18 protein-coding genes and 1 tRNA gene are annotated in these 18,216 nt (G+C 65.1%); 18 read left to right on the top strand and 1 reads right to left on the bottom strand.

Annotated elements, in window-relative coordinates:
- Positions 1 to 17: 17 nt before the first annotated feature.
- The 3 genes from thiL (at position 18) to OCW50_RS06755 (ending at position 4,494) form a co-directional block, all read left to right on the top strand.
- Positions 18 to 1,007, top strand: a complete 990-nt coding sequence (gene thiL / locus OCW50_RS06745; protein ID WP_262296899.1) for a thiamine-phosphate kinase — start codon at positions 18 to 20, stop codon at positions 1,005 to 1,007.
- Positions 982 to 2,211 (top strand): MFS transporter, encoded by a 1,230-nt coding sequence (locus OCW50_RS06750; protein WP_262296900.1) that lies wholly within the window; start codon positions 982 to 984, stop codon positions 2,209 to 2,211. The genes thiL and OCW50_RS06750 overlap by 26 nt, the downstream gene beginning before the upstream one ends.
- Positions 2,212 to 2,367: 156 nt before the next feature.
- Positions 2,368 to 4,494, top strand: a complete 2,127-nt coding sequence (locus tag OCW50_RS06755; RefSeq protein WP_262271270.1) for a sodium-translocating pyrophosphatase — start codon at positions 2,368 to 2,370, stop codon at positions 4,492 to 4,494.
- Positions 4,495 to 5,093: 599 nt separating this feature from the next.
- Here the strand turns inward: OCW50_RS06755 and OCW50_RS06760 are convergent.
- Positions 5,094 to 5,546: an outer membrane protein assembly factor BamE gene (locus OCW50_RS06760; protein WP_262271271.1), complete on the bottom strand. Its 453-nt coding sequence runs from the start codon at positions 5,544 to 5,546 to the stop codon at positions 5,094 to 5,096.
- A gap of 102 nt (positions 5,547 to 5,648) precedes the next feature.
- Between OCW50_RS06760 and OCW50_RS06765 the strand changes: the two genes are divergently transcribed.
- From OCW50_RS06765 to nuoG, 15 genes are all read left to right on the top strand, one after another.
- Positions 5,649 to 6,179 carry a ubiquinol-cytochrome C chaperone family protein gene (locus OCW50_RS06765; protein ID WP_262271272.1) on the top strand — a complete coding sequence of 177 codons (531 nt, stop codon included), beginning with the start codon at positions 5,649 to 5,651 and terminating at the stop codon, positions 6,177 to 6,179.
- 12 nt (positions 6,180 to 6,191) lie between these two features.
- Positions 6,192 to 6,707 (top strand): YceD family protein, encoded by a 516-nt coding sequence (locus tag OCW50_RS06770; RefSeq protein ID WP_262271273.1) that lies wholly within the window; start codon positions 6,192 to 6,194, stop codon positions 6,705 to 6,707.
- Positions 6,708 to 6,838: 131 nt separating this feature from the next.
- Positions 6,839 to 7,873, top strand: coding sequence for a phosphate acyltransferase PlsX (gene plsX / locus OCW50_RS06775; RefSeq protein WP_262271274.1), 1,035 nt, complete (start codon positions 6,839 to 6,841; stop codon positions 7,871 to 7,873).
- Between the two features lie 12 nt (positions 7,874 to 7,885).
- Positions 7,886 to 8,863: a beta-ketoacyl-ACP synthase III gene (locus OCW50_RS06780; protein WP_262271275.1), complete on the top strand. Its 978-nt coding sequence runs from the start codon at positions 7,886 to 7,888 to the stop codon at positions 8,861 to 8,863.
- 126 nt (positions 8,864 to 8,989) lie between these two features.
- A complete protein-coding gene (locus OCW50_RS06785) occupies positions 8,990 to 9,301 on the top strand; it encodes an integration host factor subunit alpha (RefSeq protein ID WP_009491113.1) in 312 nt (103 codons plus the stop codon).
- 22 nt (positions 9,302 to 9,323) lie between these two features.
- Positions 9,324 to 9,824, top strand: a complete 501-nt coding sequence (locus OCW50_RS06790) for a MerR family transcriptional regulator (RefSeq protein ID WP_262271276.1) — start codon at positions 9,324 to 9,326, stop codon at positions 9,822 to 9,824.
- A 184-nt stretch (positions 9,825 to 10,008) separates the two neighbouring features.
- A tRNA-Asp gene (locus OCW50_RS06795) sits at positions 10,009 to 10,085 on the top strand.
- A gap of 184 nt (positions 10,086 to 10,269) precedes the next feature.
- A complete protein-coding gene (locus tag OCW50_RS06800) occupies positions 10,270 to 10,698 on the top strand; it encodes a low affinity iron permease family protein (protein ID WP_262271277.1) in 429 nt (142 codons plus the stop codon).
- 173 nt (positions 10,699 to 10,871) lie between these two features.
- Positions 10,872 to 11,237 carry an NADH-quinone oxidoreductase subunit A gene (locus OCW50_RS06805; protein ID WP_036351452.1) on the top strand — a complete coding sequence of 122 codons (366 nt, stop codon included), beginning with the start codon at positions 10,872 to 10,874 and terminating at the stop codon, positions 11,235 to 11,237.
- Positions 11,207 to 11,812 carry a NuoB/complex I 20 kDa subunit family protein gene (locus OCW50_RS06810; protein ID WP_373371320.1) on the top strand — a complete coding sequence of 202 codons (606 nt, stop codon included), beginning with the start codon at positions 11,207 to 11,209 and terminating at the stop codon, positions 11,810 to 11,812. The genes OCW50_RS06805 and OCW50_RS06810 overlap by 31 nt, the downstream gene beginning before the upstream one ends.
- 14 nt (positions 11,813 to 11,826) lie before the next feature.
- Positions 11,827 to 12,429 carry an NADH-quinone oxidoreductase subunit C gene (locus OCW50_RS06815; RefSeq protein WP_262296901.1) on the top strand — a complete coding sequence of 201 codons (603 nt, stop codon included), beginning with the start codon at positions 11,827 to 11,829 and terminating at the stop codon, positions 12,427 to 12,429.
- An 18-nt stretch (positions 12,430 to 12,447) separates the two neighbouring features.
- The gene (locus tag OCW50_RS06820; RefSeq protein WP_262296902.1) at positions 12,448 to 13,638 is read left to right on the top strand and encodes an NADH-quinone oxidoreductase subunit D; all 1,191 of its coding nucleotides are present in this window, start codon (positions 12,448 to 12,450) and stop codon (positions 13,636 to 13,638) included.
- A 115-nt stretch (positions 13,639 to 13,753) separates the two neighbouring features.
- Complete coding sequence (nuoE, locus tag OCW50_RS06825) at positions 13,754 to 14,812, top strand: NADH-quinone oxidoreductase subunit NuoE (protein ID WP_262296903.1); 1,059 nt, start codon at positions 13,754 to 13,756, stop codon at positions 14,810 to 14,812.
- 14 nt (positions 14,813 to 14,826) lie between these two features.
- Positions 14,827 to 16,128, top strand: coding sequence for an NADH-quinone oxidoreductase subunit NuoF (gene nuoF, locus OCW50_RS06830; protein ID WP_262271282.1), 1,302 nt, complete (start codon positions 14,827 to 14,829; stop codon positions 16,126 to 16,128).
- 8 nt (positions 16,129 to 16,136) lie between these two features.
- Positions 16,137 to 18,215, top strand: a complete 2,079-nt coding sequence (nuoG, locus tag OCW50_RS06835; RefSeq protein ID WP_262296904.1) for an NADH-quinone oxidoreductase subunit NuoG — start codon at positions 16,137 to 16,139, stop codon at positions 18,213 to 18,215.
- The last annotated feature ends 1 nt before the right edge of the window (position 18,216 follow it).

The following is an 18,216-nucleotide window of genomic DNA, read 5'->3' on the forward strand; positions in this document are numbered from 1 at the left end:
GCGAGGGCAGCTGCGTGATGAGTTCGAACAATCGCCCCTCGGAAGACAGCCTGATCGCCCGGTACTTCGCCCCCATGGCCGGCGAGGGCGGCCTCGGCCTCGAGGACGACGCCGCGCGCCTGACGCCCAGGCCCGGCCACGACCTCGTCCTCACGGTCGATGCGCTGGTGGAGCGCGTCCACTTCCTGCCCGAGGACGCGCCGGGCTCCATCGCCCGCAAGGCGCTCGGCGTGAATGTCTCGGATCTTGCCGCCAAGGGCGCCGATCCCGCCGGTTTTCTGCTCAGCCTGGCCCTGCCCGACGACTGGACCGAGGGCTGGCTCGCGGCCTTCGCGACCGGCCTCGGGGAGGCGTCCCGCGATTTCGGATGCCCGCTCCTCGGCGGCGACACCGTGAGGGCGAGGGGGCCGCTGACCCTGTCGGTCACGGCTTTCGGCGAGGTCCCGTCCGGTCGCATGGTGCTGCGCACGACGGCCCGGGCCGGCGACTGGGTCTGCGTGACCGGCACCATCGGCGACGCGGCGCTCGGGCTCGGGCTCCGGGCCGACCCGGCCTGGGCCGCTCTCCTGTCGGTGGACGAGAAGGTTCATCTGGCCGACCGCTATCTCCACCCCCGGCCCCGCCACGCCCTGGCGACGGCTCTGCGCGATCATGCCAGCGCGGCCATGGACGTATCCGACGGCCTCGCGGGCGATCTCGCCAAGATGATGCGGGCCGGCGGCGTCAGCGCCTTCGTCGACCTGGACCGGGTGCCGCTCTCGCCGGCCGCCGCGAAGGCTGTCGAGACATCGCCCGCTCTGCGCGACCTCGCCGTGACCGGAGGGGACGACTACGAGATCCTCTGCACCGTCCCGGAAAAGAATCTCGACACTCTGCGGAAAGAGGCCGATACGGTCGGCATCGCCCTGTCCGTCATCGGCCGAGTCGTCTCCGGGCAGGATCGGCTGGTCTTTCGGATCAACGGTCTTGAAAGACGCTACGATGTCGGCTCCTACCAGCATTTCTGACAGCTCTGTCCAGGCGCCCTCCGGCGACGCCGTCGCGAAGCACAACGCGGTGGTTCTGGCGGTCGCCATGGCGCTCGGCGGGTCGAGCCCGGCCATCGTCGTGTCCCTTGGCGGGCTGGTCGGTCAGTCGCTTGCATGGAACAAGGATCTGGCCACGCTCCCGGTGAGCCTGCTCAATCTCGGCCTGGCCCTCGGCACGATTCCCGCCGCCATGCTGATGAGAAAGGCCGGACGTCGCTTCGGCTACATCGTCGGAGCAGGCATCGGGCTGACCGGCGGCTGCCTGGCGGCCTTCGGCATCGCGTCGTTCAGCTTCACCCTGTTCTGCCTCGGCACCCTGATCATCGGCAGCTACGGCTCGTTCAACCAGAGCTACCGGTTCGCCGCGACGGATGCGGCCTCCGAGCGTTTCAAGCCCAAGGCCATCTCCTGGGTGATGACGGGCGGCCTTGCGGCCGGCGTGATCGGCCCGCAGACGGTGATCTGGACCCGGGACGCCGTGCAGGCGGCCCCGTTCGCGGGCGCCTTCCTGGCGCAGGCGACCCTGGCTCTGCTGTCGATGATCGTGGTCTCGTTCCTGCGACCGGCGCCGCTCGGCGTGGCGTCCACGAAGGCTGCCGGCCGGCCCCTGATCGAGATCGTGCGCCAGCCCCGGTTCATCGCGGCGGCGGTCACCGGGCTCGTATCATACAGCCTCATGACCTTCGTCATGACGGCCGCTCCCCTGGCGATGATCGGGTGCGGACATTCCGTTGGGGTCGCGGCGCTCGGAATCCAGTGGCACATCCTGGCCATGTTCGGGCCGAGCTTCTTCACCGGCCGCCTGATCGCCCGATTCGGGAAGCGACCGGTGACGGCCGCGGGCCTGGTGCTGATCGCCCTCTCCGCCCTCATCGGCCTGTCCGGGATCGGGATCCCGCATTTCTGGACGGCGCTCATTCTCCTCGGACTTGGATGGAACTTCGGCTTCATCGGCGCGACCTCCATGGTGACCGATTGCTACCGGCCGGAGGAGCGCGCCAAGGTCCAGGCCGCCAACGACTTCCTCATCTTCGGGTCCGTGGCCGCTGCATCCTTCTCGTCGGGCAAGCTTTTGAGCGCCGGCGGCTGGGAGAGCGTCAACTGGCTGGTCTTCCCACCGGTCGCCATCGCACTACTTCTGCTAGCTTGGCAGCAGAGGACGAAGGCGATCGCACCCGCTTAAAGTATAAAGGCCTTCCTGTGAGTTGCGCCCGTAGGATTGTTGCGGACAGCCTGGTTTTTTGTCACCAAATATGACGTTCGCTGGGGGTAGGGGCCGGTCAAGGCCAAGAAACGGGCCTTGATGAGCGGCTTTCTGCTTTCCCATAACAAGGATGGCATGATGGCACTCACCCTCATTATCTTGGGCGGCCTTCTCTCGATTGCCTATGGCTTCTGGGCCATTAGCGACGTGATGAAGCGGGACGCCGGTTCTCAACGCATGCAGGAAATCGCCGGGGCGATTGCCGAAGGCGCAAAAGCCTATCTCCGCAGGCAGTATTTCACGATTGCGATCGTCGGCGTCGTCCTGTTCGTCATCATTGCCTATTTCCTCGGTATCCGGGTTGCCATCGGCTTCGCCATCGGGGCCATTCTGTCGGGAGCCGCGGGCTTCATCGGCATGAACGTATCGGTGAGGTCCAACGTCCGGACGGCCCAGGCGGCCACGCAGTCCCTGGGCGGCGGCCTCGACGTCGCCTTCAAGGCCGGCGCCGTCACCGGCATGCTGGTGGCCGGCCTCGCGCTCCTGGGCGTGGCGCTCTACTACGGCTATCTCACCCGGGTATCGGGCCTGAATCCCTCGGACCGGGTTGTCATCGACAGCCTCGTGGCGCTCGGGTTCGGGGCTTCGCTGATCTCCATCTTCGCCCGTCTCGGCGGCGGCATCTTCACCAAGGGCGCCGACGTGGGCGGCGATCTCGTGGGCAAGGTCGAGGCCGGCATTCCGGAGGACGATCCGCGCAACCCGGCGACCATCGCGGACAACGTGGGCGACAACGTCGGCGACTGCGCCGGCATGGCGGCCGACCTGTTCGAGACCTATGCGGTCACCGTGGTCGCCACCATGGTTCTGGCGGCGATCTTCTTCGCCGGCCAGCCGGCCCTCGACACCATGCTCATGTACCCGCTGGCCATCGGGGCGGCCTGCATCGTCACCTCGATCATCGGCACCTTCTTCGTGAAGCTCGGCCAGAACGAGTCGATCATGGGGGCCCTCTACAAGGGGCTGATCGCGACCGGCATCCTGTCGGCCGCGGCGATCGCCGTCGTGACCTGGCAGATGATCGGTTTCGGCCCGATTGCCGGGGCCAACTTCACCGGCCAGGCCCTGTTCTGGTGCGCGATCATCGGTCTCGCCGTGACGGCGCTCATCGTGGTGATCACCGAGTACTACACGGGTGTCGGCTTCCGTCCCGTGCGGTCGATTGCCCAGTCGTCGGTGACCGGCCACGGCACGAACGTGATCCAGGGCCTCGCGGTATCCCTGGAAGCGACGGCCCTGCCGACGATCGTGATCATTGCGGGCATCATCGTGGCCTTCAAGCTCGCGGGCCTCTTCGGCATCGCCATCGCGGTCACGGCCATGCTGGCCCTGGCCGGAATGATCGTCGCCCTCGACGCCTTCGGCCCGGTGACGGACAACGCTGGCGGCATCGCCGAGATGGCCGGCCTTCCGAAGGAGGTCCGCAAGTCCACGGACGCTCTCGATGCGGTCGGCAATACCACCAAGGCCGTGACGAAGGGCTATGCCATCGGGTCTGCCGGCCTCGGCGCCCTTGTGCTGTTCGCCGCCTATACCTCCGATCTGAACTACTTCACCCAGAACGCCGCGCAGTATCCGTACTTCCAGGGCGTGGCGCCGAACTTTTCCCTGACGAACCCCTACGTGGTGGTCGGTCTCCTGTTCGGCGGTCTCATCCCGTTCCTCTTCGGCGGCATCGCCATGACGGCGGTCGGCCGGGCGGCAGGGGCCGTGGTGGAAGAGGTGCGCCGCCAGTTCCGCGAGCGGCCGGGGATCATGGCCGGGACCGACCGCCCGGATTACGGCCGCGCCGTCGACATGCTGACCCGCGCCGCCATCAAGGAAATGATCGTTCCGTCGCTCCTGCCGGTGCTGGCGCCCATCGTGACCTACTTCGTGGTCTACTGGGTGGCGGGCAAGTCAGAGGCGTTCTCGGCCGTCGGCGCCATGCTCCTCGGCGTCATCGTGACGGGCCTGTTCGTCGCCATCTCGATGACGTCGGGCGGCGGCGCCTGGGACAACGCCAAGAAGTCGTTCGAGGACGGCTTCACGGATGCCTCGGGCACGACGCATCACAAGGGATCGGAGGCACACAAGGCTTCCGTGACGGGTGACACCGTCGGCGATCCCTACAAGGACACGGCGGGACCCGCCGTCAACCCGGCGATCAAGATCACCAACATCATCGCCCTGCTGCTCCTCGCGATCCTCGCGCATTCCTGAGGGCGGCAAGTCGGGATCTCGGAAAGCCGCGGCCTGCGCCGCGGCTTTTCTCTTGAAGCATCCGACATGAACAGTGGACCCGGGTTTGGCTCGGCCGGATGGTCACCCCTTCGTCATCTCCGGGTCACACCACCCTCCACGTCATCACCGGGCTTGTCCCGGTGATCCCGCTTGTCTGAATCGCGGCGCCTCTCGGATCGGGATGGCCGGCACAGGGCCGGCCATGACGTGAGAGGGTGGCGGGAAGGGTGCAGGGTGGTCCGTGACGCCGGAGGGTGTCATCACCCTCTCACACCACCCTCCACGTCATCACCGGCCTTGTGCCGGTGATCCCGATTGATTGGAGCGCCGCGCTCTTCCGTATCGGGATGGCCGGCACAAGGCCGGCCATGACGTGAGAGGGTGTCATCACCGGGCTTGTCCCGGTGATCCCGATTGTCGGGAACGCCGCACCTCACCGGCTCGCGATGACCGGCCATGACGTGAGAGCGTTCAACCTGTCCGGGAGTGGCGCGGGCCTCGAGCGATGCGCTGGCCCCCTGAAAGACAATGGCCGGGACGAAGCCCGGCCATCCTGAATCTCGCGTGCAAGCGTGGGATCAGCTGAATGGGTTGAAGTTGCCCACGCCCTTGAAGATCTGACCGAGGAAGTTGGATTCTTCGCCGCCCGCCGGGGTCGTGCGGCTGATGAAATCGAAGACCCTGCCATCCTGCAGGCCGTAGAGGGCGACACGCTCGACGCGCAGACCCTGGTCGAAATAAACGGCCGTGACCTGCTGATCGACCACCTGCTCGCCCATGAACTGCAGGGTGCGCCGCGATTTCTGGCTGATATAGTACCAGTTGCGATTGCCCACCGTGGACACGGTCGAGGGCGTACCGAGGGTCTGAAGGACCTGATCGGCGCTCATTCCCTTCTTCACCGACGCGATGGCACGCTCATCCACGACATAGCCGCGCTGGAATTCTTCGCCCACCGTGCAGGCGGCCAAGGACGAAGCGAGTACGGTTGCAGTAGCCAAGCGTACCAAAAGAGTATGATATCGACGCATCGTACGGTTCTTCCAGAAATGCGGCGCGGAGGAACTTGCGCCTACGGATGGTGATGGCGTAACCCGAGGCACCGATTTTGACAAGCTTGGAAGGGCAGAGCCGTGATCTTCAGTCTCTTCCGCAAAGATCCCCGGCGCACCATGATCGCGACCCTCTACAAGAGAATCGCGACAGGATCGCGCAGCCCGGGGCTTTATGCGGCACTTGGCGTCCCGGATACCCTCGAGGGACGGTTCGAGGCCCTGTCCTTGCATATGGTGCTCGTCCTGCGCGCCCTGCGCGAACTTCCGCCCCCGGCCGACGAGGTCGCCAAGGACCTGACGGACGCCTTCTTCCGCGACATGGATGCCTCGCTGCGGGAAATGGGCGTCGGCGACACGGTCGTGCCGAAGCGGATGAAGAAGGTCGCGGAGTCCTTCTATGGCCGCGCCCATGCCTATGACGCCCCCCTCAATGCCGCCGACGACGCCGGCCTGGCCCTTGCTCTCGGCCGCAACGCATACGGCAGCGAGGCACCGGCCACCCCCCTGGCGCGTTATGCCCTTGCAGCCGACCAGGGATTGAGGGCGCTTGCTCTGGACACGCTTCTCGAGACGGGTCCTGTCTTTCCAGAGCCCGAGACCTTTGCTTAAGGAGGCAACCTGATGACACCCGAGACCGTGGGGCCTCTGTCGCGGCTCATCGACGTCATGAAGATCCCGCCCCGGGGGCAGGACGTGCATGTGGAGGCGACCGCTGAGGAATGCGCCGCCCTGGCCCGGGATTTCGGCCTGCCGGGGATCCAGGCCCTTTCGGGAGACTACCATCTCCAGGCGTCGGCCAAGGGGATCCATGTGACGGGCGTGGTGCGGGCCTCGATCACGCAGGTCTGCGTCATGACCCTCGACCCTTTCGATTCGATGATCGAGGAGGAGGTCGAGGTGGATTTCGCCGAGTCGTCGGGAATGCCCGCGGAGCCTCCGACCGACATCAACGAATACGAGCCGCCGGACGAGATCGTGAACGGCCAGATCGATCTGGGCGCACTGACCGCCGAGTTCCTGGCCCTCGGGTTGGATCCCTATCCCCGCAAGCCCGGCGTCGACTTCAGCTACCGGGATCCCGCGGACGAGAAGGATTCGCCGTTCGCCGCCCTGAACAAGCTGAAGGAACCGGAGTAGGGTTGGGCCGCCGCGGCGGCCAGGGCAAAGGTCGGGCTGACATCGCCACTCCAGAATTCAGTTGCGATGAGGCTGCAAACCGCTATTTTCCGCCCCCTGTTGAATGACTTATCAAGAAAGAACAATCGTTCATGCCGAAGCCGGTGCGTATTTCGCTTGACGCGATGGGGGGCGACCACGGGCCCTCGGTCGTGATCCCGGGCGCAGCCTTGGCCTTGGAGCGCCATCCGGATCTTCGCTTCCTGATGTTCGGCAATGAGACCGTTGTTGCGCCCCTCCTGAATGCTCATCCCAGGCTGAAGGACGCCACCGAGCTTCGCCATACGGACATCGCGATCGCGATGGACGAGAAGCCCAGCCAGGCCATCCGGATGGGACGAGGCAAGTCGTCCATGTGGCGCGCCGTCCAGGCCGTCCGGGACGGGGAGGCGGATGCGGCGGTCTCGGCGGGCAACACCGGGGCCCTGATGGCGACCGCCAAGGTCTGCCTCAAGACCATGGCCCATATCGAGCGCCCGGCGATCGCCTGCATGTGGCCGACGATGCGGGGCGAGAGCATCGTGCTCGACGTCGGTGCCACCATCGGGGCGGATGCCGGGCATCTGGTCGACATGGCCATCATGGGCGCCGCCATGGCGCGCATCGTGTTCGACCTCGATCGCCCGACCGTGGGGCTGCTCAACGTGGGCACGGAAGAGATCAAGGGGATAGAGGCCGTGAAGGAGGCCAGCCGGATCCTGAAGGAATCGAACCCTCCGCACCTGGATTACCGGGGCTTCGTCGAAGGCGACGATCTCGGCAAGGGGACGGTCGACGTGGTCGTGACCGAGGGGTTCACGGGCAACATCGCCTTGAAAACCGCCGAAGGAACGGCCAAGCAGATCGCCCAGTACCTGCGCTCGGCCATGAGCAGGACCCTGATGGCGAAGATCGGCTATCTGTTTGCGAAACAAGCCTTTAACGCTCTTCGGGACAAGATGGACCCGCGCAAGGTCAATGGCGGCGTCTTCCTTGGTCTGGAAGGGGTCGTCGTCAAGAGCCATGGCGGGACGGACGATCTCGGCTTCGCCAGCGCCATCGACGTGGCCTACGACATGGCGCATTTTGAACTGATGAACACGATCCGGAGCATGTTGGACCATGATCCGGTTGGCCAACCGGCCTGAGGAAGGCGCATCTTGACACGCACCCGTTCCGTCGTACGCGGCGTCGGCTCCTATCTGCCGAGGCGCAAGCTGACAAACCAGGACCTCGAGAAGCTGGTGGAAACCTCGCACGAATGGATCGTGCAGAGGACAGGCATCGAGGAGCGCCACATCGCCGACGATGACGAGACCACGTCCGTGCTGGGGATCAAGGCCGCGGAGGCGGCCCTGGCCGATGCGGGGCTCACGGCCGACGACATCGACCTCATCATCTGCGCCACCTCGACCCCGGACTATACCTTTCCGTCGACCGCCACGATGATCCAGACGGGGATCGGCATGACCCATGGAGCGGCCTTCGATCTCCAGGCGGTTTGCACGGGGTTCGTCTATGCCGTCGCAACGGCGGACAAGTTCCTTCAGTCCGGCTCGCACAGGCGTGCCCTCGTGGTCGGCGCCGAGACATTCTCGCGCATCCTCGACTGGAACGACCGCACGACCTGCGTGCTGTTCGGCGACGGGGCCGGGGCGATCGTCCTCGAGGCCCAGGAGGGGGAGGGCACATCCGCCGATCGCGGCGTGCTGACGTCTCACCTCCGTTCCGACGGACGCTACCGGGACAAGCTCTACGTGGATGGCGGGCCGGGGTCGACGAAAACCACCGGCGTGCTGAAGATGGAAGGACGAGAGGTCTTCAAGTTCGCGGTCGGGATGGTGGCGGACGTGGTGCAGGATGCCTTCAAGGCGACGGGGACGAGCGCCGAGGAACTCAAGTGGTTCGTTCCCCATCAGGCCAACAAGCGCATCATCACGGCCAGTGCGGACAAGCTCGGGATCGCCCCGGAGAAGGTTGTCATCACCGTGAACCGGCACGGCAACACGTCGGCGGCTTCGATTCCCCTGGCCCTGGATGCAGCCAGAAAGGACGGGCGCATCAAGGACGGAGACCTCGTGATGATCGAAGCGATCGGTGGCGGGTTTACCTGGGGAAGTGCCTTGATCCGCTGGTAGCTCGGACGAGCACCCACTCCGGTGGTATGCGGTATTTTGGACCTTGGCGGTTGACCGTAGGGAGCCATCTGCATAGCGTCGTCCGGGACGACAAGACCAACGAACTCATTCGCGCTGGGGAGCTCAATGGCTGGCAAAACGATAACGAGAGCGGATCTGAGCGAGGCCGTCTATCAGAAGGTCGGACTCTCGCGGACAGAATCGGCTGAACTGGTGGAGCGGGTGCTGGCGGAAATCTGCGACAGCCTGGCCGCCGGCGAGACGGTGAAGCTCTCTTCGTTCGGCTCCTTCATCGTGCGAAGCAAGGGCGAGCGCGTCGGGCGCAATCCAAAGACCGGCGTCGAAGTCCCGATCGATCCCCGTCGGGTGATGGTCTTCAAGCCATCGAACGTCTTGAAGGCTCATATCAACGGTGAGACCTTCGAAGGCGAGGATTGATCCGGCTATGACGAGCGGCGTCATGGACAAGAGCCCCGACGCATTCCGCACCATCAGCGAGGTCGCCGAGGACCTCGACGTGCCTCAGCATGTGCTGCGCTTTTGGGAAACCCGGTTCAACCACATCAAGCCTCTCAAGCGTGGCGGAGGGCGCCGCTATTATCGGCCCGATGACGTCGATCTGCTCAAGGGCATCCGCCAGCTCCTCTACGGAGAGGGCTATACGATCAAGGGAGTTCAGCGGATCCTGAAGGAAGAAGGGATACGCTTCGTCCAGGGTGTCGGCCGTGGGGAACAGAGCGTTCCGGCTCTCCAGACGGAACCGGCTCAGGATTCAGGGGTTGGTGAGGCCCCGGACGGCGGCCGATCCGACGAGGAAGAAGAGGAGGCCTTCATGCCTCCCCGTCAGGGGCTGACGTCCGAGGCTCTGGGCGAATTGCGGGCAGCCCTCGACGAGCTTTATGAATGTGACCGGGTGCTCGCCTCTCTGAAGGGCCCGAGCGAAGCGCCGGCCGGAGAGTGACCCCGTCCTGGGAGTGACCTCGCATGGAGAGCGGCCTCCCCTTGGCCATTCTGCCACCCCCGGATGTCCCGGCTCTCAAAGGGAACCGGTTTCCGGCAGGCATGCGGAAATGAGTGCATTCGTCCCTTGACAGGGGTCGGGGGCGCCCTTAAACCGCACGCACACCGCTTCGGCGGTCCAATGCGCGGGCGTAGCTCAGTCGGTTAGAGTGCCGGCCTGTCACGCCGGAGGTCGCGGGTTCGAGCCCCGTCGCCCGCGCCACTTTCCTCTCGAAATCGCCAGCTTCTAAGGGCCGGGTCCAGCGCGTCTGGGCTGCTTCGACGCCGTGCGATGGCGCGCAGCCGCCAGGGAAGCGGCACTTTTCCCCTTCCGGCGCATTCTCCCCCACGGCTGTGAGACGTTTGGGGAAGCTGGGCGTTATCGAAAGGCAGGCGAGGGGTTGCGTATGGTGACGTCCAGATGGTTCACGAGTTTCTCCAACTGGGTGGCCCAGGTGGCGGGACGGCCCATAACCTTTGGGATATGCCTTGTCGTTATCGTGGTCTGGGCGCTCAGCGGGCCGCTGTTCGGGTTCTCCGATACTTGGCAGCTGATCGTGAACACCGGGACGACCATCGTGACCTTCCTGATGGTGTTCCTGATCCAGAACACCCAGAATCGCGACGGCGCGGCCATCCAGGCCAAGCTTGACGAGCTGATCCGGGCCAGCGCGGCTCAGAACGTGTTCATCGGTATCGAACACCTGACCCAGGAGGAGCTCGACGAGATTCGCGCGAAGTGCGAAGCCAAGGCCAGGGCGGAGGCCGCAGCCGGCCAGGCGGAGGCCGCAGCCAACGAAAAGGCCGCGAGAGCGGCCGAACGGGCCACGTCGTAGTTTGGAATGGTTCTTTTTGCGGCAGTGCAAACACTTGTCAGCGAAAGGGAACTCAGCTAAGCCAACCGCGCAATCAGCGTGTTGTCGCAGGGGCTTTTGTCGGGCCTTTCTGAGGCCTAAATGCGTTTCAGATTGCCGGCCGCGGGCCGAGCTCAGTTCGTTCTAGGTGTCGCATGACGAATCTCCTCGCCGACTACCTGCCTCTTGTCATCTTCATCGGCGTGTCGCTCCTGATCGGGGTCGCGCTGCTCGTGGCGCCCTTTATCGTCGCCTACAGCCGCCCGGATACCGAGAAGCTGTCCGCCTACGAATGCGGTTTCAACGCCTTCGACGATGCCCGCATGAAGTTCGACGTGCGGTTCTATCTCGTGGCTATCCTTTTCATCATTTTCGACCTTGAGGTGGCGTTCCTGTTCCCCTGGGCCATTACCTTCGGGAACCTGGGCTGGTTCGGATTCATCTCCATGATGATCTTCCTTGGCGTCCTGACGGTCGGATTCATTTACGAATGGAAGAAGGGGGCCCTGGAATGGGATTGATCTCCGAGACCCAGTCGACCCTGGTCGCTCCCGCGCCGCGTGGCGTCATCGACCCGAACACGGGCAAGCCGGTCGGTTCGACGGATCCTTATTTCGTTTCGATCAACGAGGAATTGTCCGACAAGGGTTTCCTCGTCACCTCGACCGAGGACCTCATCACCTGGGCGCGTACGGGCTCGCTCATGTGGATGACCTTCGGCCTGGCCTGCTGCGCCGTCGAGATGATGCAGATGTCCATGCCGCGGTATGATGCCGAGAGGTTCGGCTTCGCTCCGCGCGCGTCGCCGCGCCAGTCGGACGTGATGATCGTGGCCGGCACCCTCACGAACAAGATGGCTCCCGCCCTCCGCAAGGTCTACGACCAGATGCCGGAGCCGCGCTACGTCATCTCCATGGGCTCCTGCGCCAATGGCGGCGGCTATTACCATTATTCCTATTCCGTCGTTCGTGGCTGCGACCGCATCGTGCCGGTGGACATCTATGTCCCGGGCTGCCCGCCGACGGCCGAGGCACTCCTGTATGGCGTGCTGCTCCTGCAGAAGAAGATTCGCCGAACCGGCACCATCGAGCGCTGAGCAAAGGTCATTGCATGAGTGCTGATCTCCAATCCCTGAGCGATCACATCGCCTCGTCCCTGGGCGAGGCGGTGGAGAACCGGGCCATTGCCTTCGACGAGCTGACGATCATGGCCCGCCGGGAGGACATCGTCCGTGTGGCGACGTTCCTCCGCGATGATCCTCAGTGCCGTTTCGTTTGCTTCATCGACATCTGCGGGGCCGATTACCCGGCCCGGGAAAACCGCTTCGACGTGGTTTATCACTTCCTTGCCCCCCACCATAACCGGCGCATCCGCGTGAAGGTGGAAACCGACGAGGTGACGCCTGTGCCGTCCCTGGTCGGCCTGTGGCCGGCGGCGAACTGGTTCGAGCGCGAGACCTACGATCTCTACGGCATCCTGTTCTCCGGCCACCCGGACCTGCGCCGGATCCTCACCGATTACGGCTTCGAGGGGCATCCGTTGCGCAAGGACTTCCCGATGACCGGCTATGTCGAGGTGCGCTACGACGATGGTCAGGGACGCGTGGTCTACGAGCCGGTGAAGCTCAATCAGGAGTTTCGCAACTTCGACTTTCTCTCGCCCTGGGAAGGCACGGACTACGTGCTGCCGGGCGACGAGAAGGCCAAGGCCTAAGGAGCGGAGAGGCGACCCATGGGCGAGCATAATATCCGCAACTTCACGATCAACTTCGGCCCGCAGCACCCTGCGGCGCACGGCGTTCTGCGCCTCGTTCTGGAACTCGATGGCGAGGTGGTCGAACGCGTCGATCCCCATATCGGGCTGCTGCATCGCGGCACCGAGAAGCTCATCGAGTACAAGACCTACGTTCAGGCGAATCCCTATTTCGATCGCCTCGACTATGTCGCGCCTCTGAACCAGGAGCACGCCTATTGCATGGCGGTCGAGAAGCTCCTCGGCATCGAGATCCCGCGCCGCGCCGAGTTGATCCGCGTCCTCTATTCCGAGATCGGACGCCTTCTCTCACACCTTCTCAACGTGACCACGCAGGCCATGGACGTCGGCGCGCTCACGCCGCCCCTCTGGGGCTTCGAGGAGCGCGAGAAGCTCATGATCTTCTATGAGCGGATTTCCGGCTCGCGCATGCATGCCAACTACTTCCGTCCCGGCGGCGTGAACATGGATATCCAGCCGGAGCTGATCGACGATATCGAGGCCTTCTGCGACCCGTTCCTGCGGGTTCTCGACGATCTCGACACCCTCGTCATCGGCAACCGCATCTTCAAGCAGCGCAACGTGGACATCGGCGTGCTCACGCTGGACGATTGCTGGAAATGGGGCTTCTCGGGACCCATCGTCCGCAGTTGCGGCGTCGCCTGGGATCTGCGCAAATCGCAGCCATACTCGCTCTACGAGGAGATGGAATTCGACATCCCCGTGGGCAAGAACGGCGACAACTACGACCGTCAGGTGATCCGCATGGAGGAGATGCGCCAGAGCGTCCGCATCATGCGCCAGTGCCTGGACAAGCTGCGGGCGCCGGACGGGCAGGGCCCGGTGACGACCCTCGACGGCAAGGTCGCCCCCCCGTCGCGCAAGGACATGAAGCGCTCCATGGAAGCGCTGATCCATCACTTCAAGCTCTACACGGAAGGCTTCCACGTGCCCGCGGGCGAGGTCTATGTGGCCGTGGAAGCTCCGAAAGGCGAGTTCGGCGTCTACCTCGTGTCTGACGGCACCAACAAGCCGTACCGCTGCAAGGTGCGCGCTCCGGGTTTCGCGCACCTTCAGGGCATGGATTTCATGTGCCGGGGTCACATGCTCGCGGACGTCGCGGGCGTTCTGGGTTCGATCGACATCGTGTTCGGCGAGGTCGACCGCTGAGGAATACCCGCCCCGAGGTCGGGGCAGGGGCCACGCTTCGACAAGCGTGCTGAAATGGTTCAAGTCGTCCATGGCCGGGCTTCATGCCCGGCCATGGCGATGAGGAGAAGAGTGTATGGCCGTTCGCAAGCTCGCGCCTGAAGACATGCAGCCCGAGAGCTTCGTTCTCTCCACCGAGACCGAGGCTTTCGCCGACAGGGAAATCGCCAAGTATCCGCCTGGCCGGCAGGCCTCGGCCGTGATCGCCCTCCTGGGCAAGGCTCAGGAGCAGGCGGGCGGCTGGCTGCCCCGCAAGGCCATCGAGGCCGTCGCGGCGAGGCTGGACATGCCGGTGATCCGCGTGATGGAGGTGGCGACCTTCTACACGATGTTCAACCTCGAGCCGGTCGGGAAATATTTCATCCAGTTCTGCGGCACCACGCCCTGCGTGCTCCGGGGCGCCGGCGACATCCGCAAGGTGCTGGAGCGCCGCGTCGGCGACCAGAATCATGTGACGGCCGACGGCAATTTCTCCTGGCTCGAGGTGGAATGCCTGGGAGCCTGCTCCAACGCCCCGATGGTTCAGATCAACGACGATTATTACGAGGATCTGACGACCGAGAACTTCGAGAAGCTTCTCGACGATCTCGCGGCAGGCCGCCCGGTGAAGGTCGGTTCTCAGATCGGACGCAACCGGTCCGAGCCGTTCGAGGCCGTGAACACCCTCCAGGATCCGGCCCTGTACGACGGTTCCGTGATCGGCGCCTGGCGCAAGCGTTTCGAGGAGCAGGCCAAGGCCGCCGAAACCGCGGAGCCCGCCGCCGCCATGGCGTCCATTCCGCAGGACGTGAAGGCCGCCAAGCCGACCGCCGGTCGCCCGATCGAGAGCGATGCGGCCGACACCCCGGCCAAGCGCGCGAAGGAAGGCGAGACGCCGATCAATCCGACCGACCAGAAGGAAGCCGCCGATCCATCGACGGCCACCAAGGGCCGGTCGCACACCGAAGCCGAGCCGAGGCCCGCCCCGCAGAGCGGAAAGTCGTATGTGGCGTCGCCCAAGAAGGAAGGCGAAGCCGTGCCGAGCAGCCCGACGACCCCGGTCGCCGGTACGCCGCCGGCCCAAGCCGAGAGCCGCCGCGACGGCAGCGAAAGCAAGCCGGGCGTGGTCGTCGACAAAGACAACAAGTCGTCCTGATGGAGTGATCGGGAATGCTTCAGGACAAAGATCGTATCTTCACCAACCTCTACGGGTTCCACTCGCCGGATCTCCAGGCCGCGAAGATGCGCGGCGCCTGGGACGGAACGAAGTTCCTGCTCGAGCAGGGCCGCGACTGGATCATCAACGAGATGAAGGCGTCGGGGCTGCGCGGCCGCGGCGGCGCCGGCTTCCCCACGGGCCTGAAATGGTCCTTCATGCCCAAGCAGTCGGACGGCCGTCCGCATTACCTGGTCGTGAACGCCGACGAGTCCGAGCCGGGGACCTGTAAGGACCGGGAGATCATGCGGAACGATCCGCATCTCCTCGTGGAGGGCTGCCTCATCGCGTCCTTCGCCATGGGAGCTCACGCGGCCTACATCTATATCCGCGGCGAGTACGTGGCGGAGCGCCATGCCCTCCAGCGGGCGGTGGACGAGGCCTACGAGGCCAAGCTCATCGGCAAGGACAACATCCACGGCTATCCCTTCGACCTCTACGTCCACCACGGCGCAGGCGCCTATATCTGCGGCGAGGAGACGGCGCTCATCGAGAGCATGGAAGGCAAGAAGGGCATGCCGCGCCTGAAGCCGCCGTTCCCGGCCAATATGGGCCTCTATGGCTGCCCGACCACGGTCAACAACGTGGAGTCGATTGCCGTCGCGGGCACGATCCTGCGTCGCGGCGCCTCCTGGTTCTCCAGCATCGGCCGCCCGAACAACGTCGGCACCAAGCTGTTCTGCGTGTCCGGCCACGTGAACAAGCCGTGCAACGTGGAAGAGGCCATGGGCCTCACCTTCCGCGAGCTGATCGACCGCCATTGCGGCGGCATCCGCGGCGGCTGGGACAACCTGCTCGGGGTGATTCCGGGCGGCTCGTCCGTGCCGATCGTCCCGGCCGATCAGATCGCCGACGCCTACATGGATTTCGATACGCTTCGGAATCTGAAGTCCGGTCTCGGCACGGCCGCCGTGATCGTGATGGACAAGTCCACCGACATCGTCCGCGCCATCGCCCGCATCTCCTACTTCTACAAGCACGAGAGCTGCGGCCAGTGCACGCCGTGCCGTGAGGGCACGGGCTGGATGTGGCGCGTGCTCACCCGCATGGCCGAAGGCCGCGCCCAGAAGCGCGAGATCGACATGCTGCTCGAAGTCTCGACCCAGATCGAAGGTCACACCATCTGCGCCCTCGGCGACGCGGCGGCTTGGCCGGTTCAGGGTCTGATCCGCCACTTCCGTCACGAGATCGAGAAGCGGATCGACGATTACGCGGCAAACCCGCATTCCGAATCCGTCCTGATCGCGGCGGAGTGAGATTGAAGATGGCGAAAATCATCGTTGATGGCGTCGAGGTCGACGTTCCCGCGGAATACACCCTGCTCCAGGCGGCCGAGGCGGCCGGAGCGGAAATTCCGCGCTTCTGCTACCACGAGCGGCTTTCGATCGCCGGCAACTGCCGCATGTGCCTCGTCGAGGTGAAGGGCGCGCCGAAGCCGGTCGCGTCCTGCGCCTGGGGCGTGCGCGACTGCCGCCCGGGGCCGAACGGCGAGCCGCCGGAAATCTCCACCAAGTCCGCGACGGTGAAGAAGGCCCGGGAAGGGGTGATGGAGTTCCTCCTCATCAACCACCCGCTCGATTGCCCGATCTGCGACCAGGGCGGCCAGTGCGACCTGCAGGATCAGGCCATGGCCTACGGCGTCGACACCAGCCGGTACCACGAGAACAAGCGTGCGGTGACCGACAAGTACCTCGGTCCGCTGGTGCGCACCTCCATGAACCGCTGCATCCACTGCACGCGCTGCGTGCGCTTCTCGGCCGAGGTGGCGGGCGTGCCGGATCTCGGCGCCCTCTGGCGCGGCGAGGACATGGAGATCACGAGCTATCTCGAGCGGGCCCTCGGCTCCGAGCTCCAGGCCAATGTGGCGGACCTTTGCCCGGTCGGCGCTCTCACCCACAAGCCGGAGGCCTTCCACTATCGGCCGTGGGAGCTCACCAAGACCGACTCCGTCGACGTGATGGACGCGGTCGGCTCCTCGATCCGCGTCGATTCCCGCGGCCGCGAGGTCATGCGCATCCTGCCGCGCGTGAACGAGGCGGTGAACGAGGAGTGGATCACGGACAAGACCCGCCAGATCGTCGACGGTCTGCGCCTGCAGCGCCTGGATCGGCCCTTCGTTCGCGAGAACGGCCGGCTGCGTCCCGCCTCATGGCAGGAAGCCTTCGCGACGATCGCCAGCCGGGTGAAAGGCGCCGACCAGAAGCGCGTCGGGGCGATCGTAGGTGATCTTGCGGCCGTCGAGGAGATGTATGCCCTGAAGCTCCTCATGCAGAGCCTCGGGGTCACCAACATCGACGCCCGTCAGGACGGATCGGTCCTGACGCCGGTCTACGGCCGTGGTTCCTACCTCTTCAACAGCACCATCGCGGGCATCGAGGATGCGGACGCGATCCTGATCGTGGGATCGAACCCCCGGATCGAGGCCTCTCTCGTCAACGTGCGGATCCGCAAGCGCTGGCGCATGGCCCCGCCGCCGATCGCCATGATCGGCGAGCATGCCGACCTGACCTATCCCTACGAGTATCTCGGCGCCGGACCCGAGACTCTGGCCGATCTGGCCGGAGGTCGCCACAGCTTCATCGAGAAGCTTCGTGCGGCGGAGCGTCCGCTGGTCATCGTGGGGCAGGGTGCTCTGTCCCGTCCCGACGGCCTGGCCGTTCTCTCGGCGGCCGCGCAGCTCGCCCGCGACGTCGGGGCCGTCAAGGACGGCTGGAGCGGCTTCTCGGTCCTGCACACCGCTGCCTCCCGCGTCGGCGCTCTCGACCTCGGAATGGTCCCCGGAGAGTGGGGTCTGAACGCTCAGACCATGGCGCAGGGCGAAGTGGATGTGCTGTTCAATCTCGGTGCGGACGAGATCGAAATCGCTCCCGGAGCCTTCGTGATCTACCAGGGCACCCACGGCGACCGCGGCGCCCACCGGGCAGACGTGATCCTGCCGGGAGCCACCTATACGGAGAAGTCCGGTACCTACGTGAACACGGAGGGCCGGGTGCAGCTCGCCAACCGGGCCGCTTTCGCGCCCGGCGAGGCGCGTGAGGACTGGGCCATCCTTCGTGCGCTCTCCGATGTGCTGGGTCATCGTCTGCCCTTCGACTCGCTCAATGCTCTCCGGGCGAAGCTCTATGCCCATTACCCGCACTTCGCGGCCGTCGACATGGTCCAGCGGGCGGACGGATTTGCCGCCGTTCAGGCCCTTGCCGGGCTCGGCGGAACGCTCGGGCGCGAGCCGTTCGTGAGCCCCGTGAAGGACTTCTATCTGACGAACCCGATTGCCCGCGCGTCCGGTGTCATGGCCGAGTGCTCGGCGCTCGCCCGTGAGCTGAAGCTCGAGGCGGCTGAGTAAG

Source organism: Microvirga sesbaniae, from assembly GCF_025460805.1.
In the GTDB taxonomy this organism is placed as follows: domain Bacteria; phylum Pseudomonadota; class Alphaproteobacteria; order Rhizobiales; family Beijerinckiaceae; genus Microvirga; species Microvirga sesbaniae.

Bases quoted from the DNA above. Each gene is read 5' to 3' on its own strand.
- thiL (WP_262296899.1), top strand. From the start codon at position 18: ATGAGTTCGAACAATCGCCCCTCGGAAGACAGCCTGATCGCCCGGTAC.
- OCW50_RS06750 (WP_262296900.1), top strand. From the start codon at position 982: ATGTCGGCTCCTACCAGCATTTCTGACAGCTCTGTCCAGGCGCCCTCC.
- OCW50_RS06755 (WP_262271270.1), top strand. From the start codon at position 2,368: ATGATGGCACTCACCCTCATTATCTTGGGCGGCCTTCTCTCGATTGCC.
- OCW50_RS06760 (WP_262271271.1), bottom strand. From the start codon at position 5,546: ATGCGTCGATATCATACTCTTTTGGTACGCTTGGCTACTGCAACCGTA.
- OCW50_RS06770 (WP_262271273.1), top strand. From the start codon at position 6,192: ATGACACCCGAGACCGTGGGGCCTCTGTCGCGGCTCATCGACGTCATG.
- plsX (WP_262271274.1), top strand. From the start codon at position 6,839: ATGCCGAAGCCGGTGCGTATTTCGCTTGACGCGATGGGGGGCGACCAC.
- OCW50_RS06785 (WP_009491113.1), top strand. From the start codon at position 8,990: ATGGCTGGCAAAACGATAACGAGAGCGGATCTGAGCGAGGCCGTCTAT.
- OCW50_RS06790 (WP_262271276.1), top strand. From the start codon at position 9,324: ATGGACAAGAGCCCCGACGCATTCCGCACCATCAGCGAGGTCGCCGAG.
- OCW50_RS06800 (WP_262271277.1), top strand. From the start codon at position 10,270: ATGGTGACGTCCAGATGGTTCACGAGTTTCTCCAACTGGGTGGCCCAG.
- OCW50_RS06805 (WP_036351452.1), top strand. From the start codon at position 10,872: ATGACGAATCTCCTCGCCGACTACCTGCCTCTTGTCATCTTCATCGGC.
- OCW50_RS06810 (WP_373371320.1), top strand. From the start codon at position 11,207: ATGGAAGAAGGGGGCCCTGGAATGGGATTGATCTCCGAGACCCAGTCG.
- OCW50_RS06815 (WP_262296901.1), top strand. From the start codon at position 11,827: ATGAGTGCTGATCTCCAATCCCTGAGCGATCACATCGCCTCGTCCCTG.
- OCW50_RS06820 (WP_262296902.1), top strand. From the start codon at position 12,448: ATGGGCGAGCATAATATCCGCAACTTCACGATCAACTTCGGCCCGCAG.
- nuoE (WP_262296903.1), top strand. From the start codon at position 13,754: ATGGCCGTTCGCAAGCTCGCGCCTGAAGACATGCAGCCCGAGAGCTTC.
- nuoF (WP_262271282.1), top strand. From the start codon at position 14,827: ATGCTTCAGGACAAAGATCGTATCTTCACCAACCTCTACGGGTTCCAC.
- nuoG (WP_262296904.1), top strand. From the start codon at position 16,137: ATGGCGAAAATCATCGTTGATGGCGTCGAGGTCGACGTTCCCGCGGAA.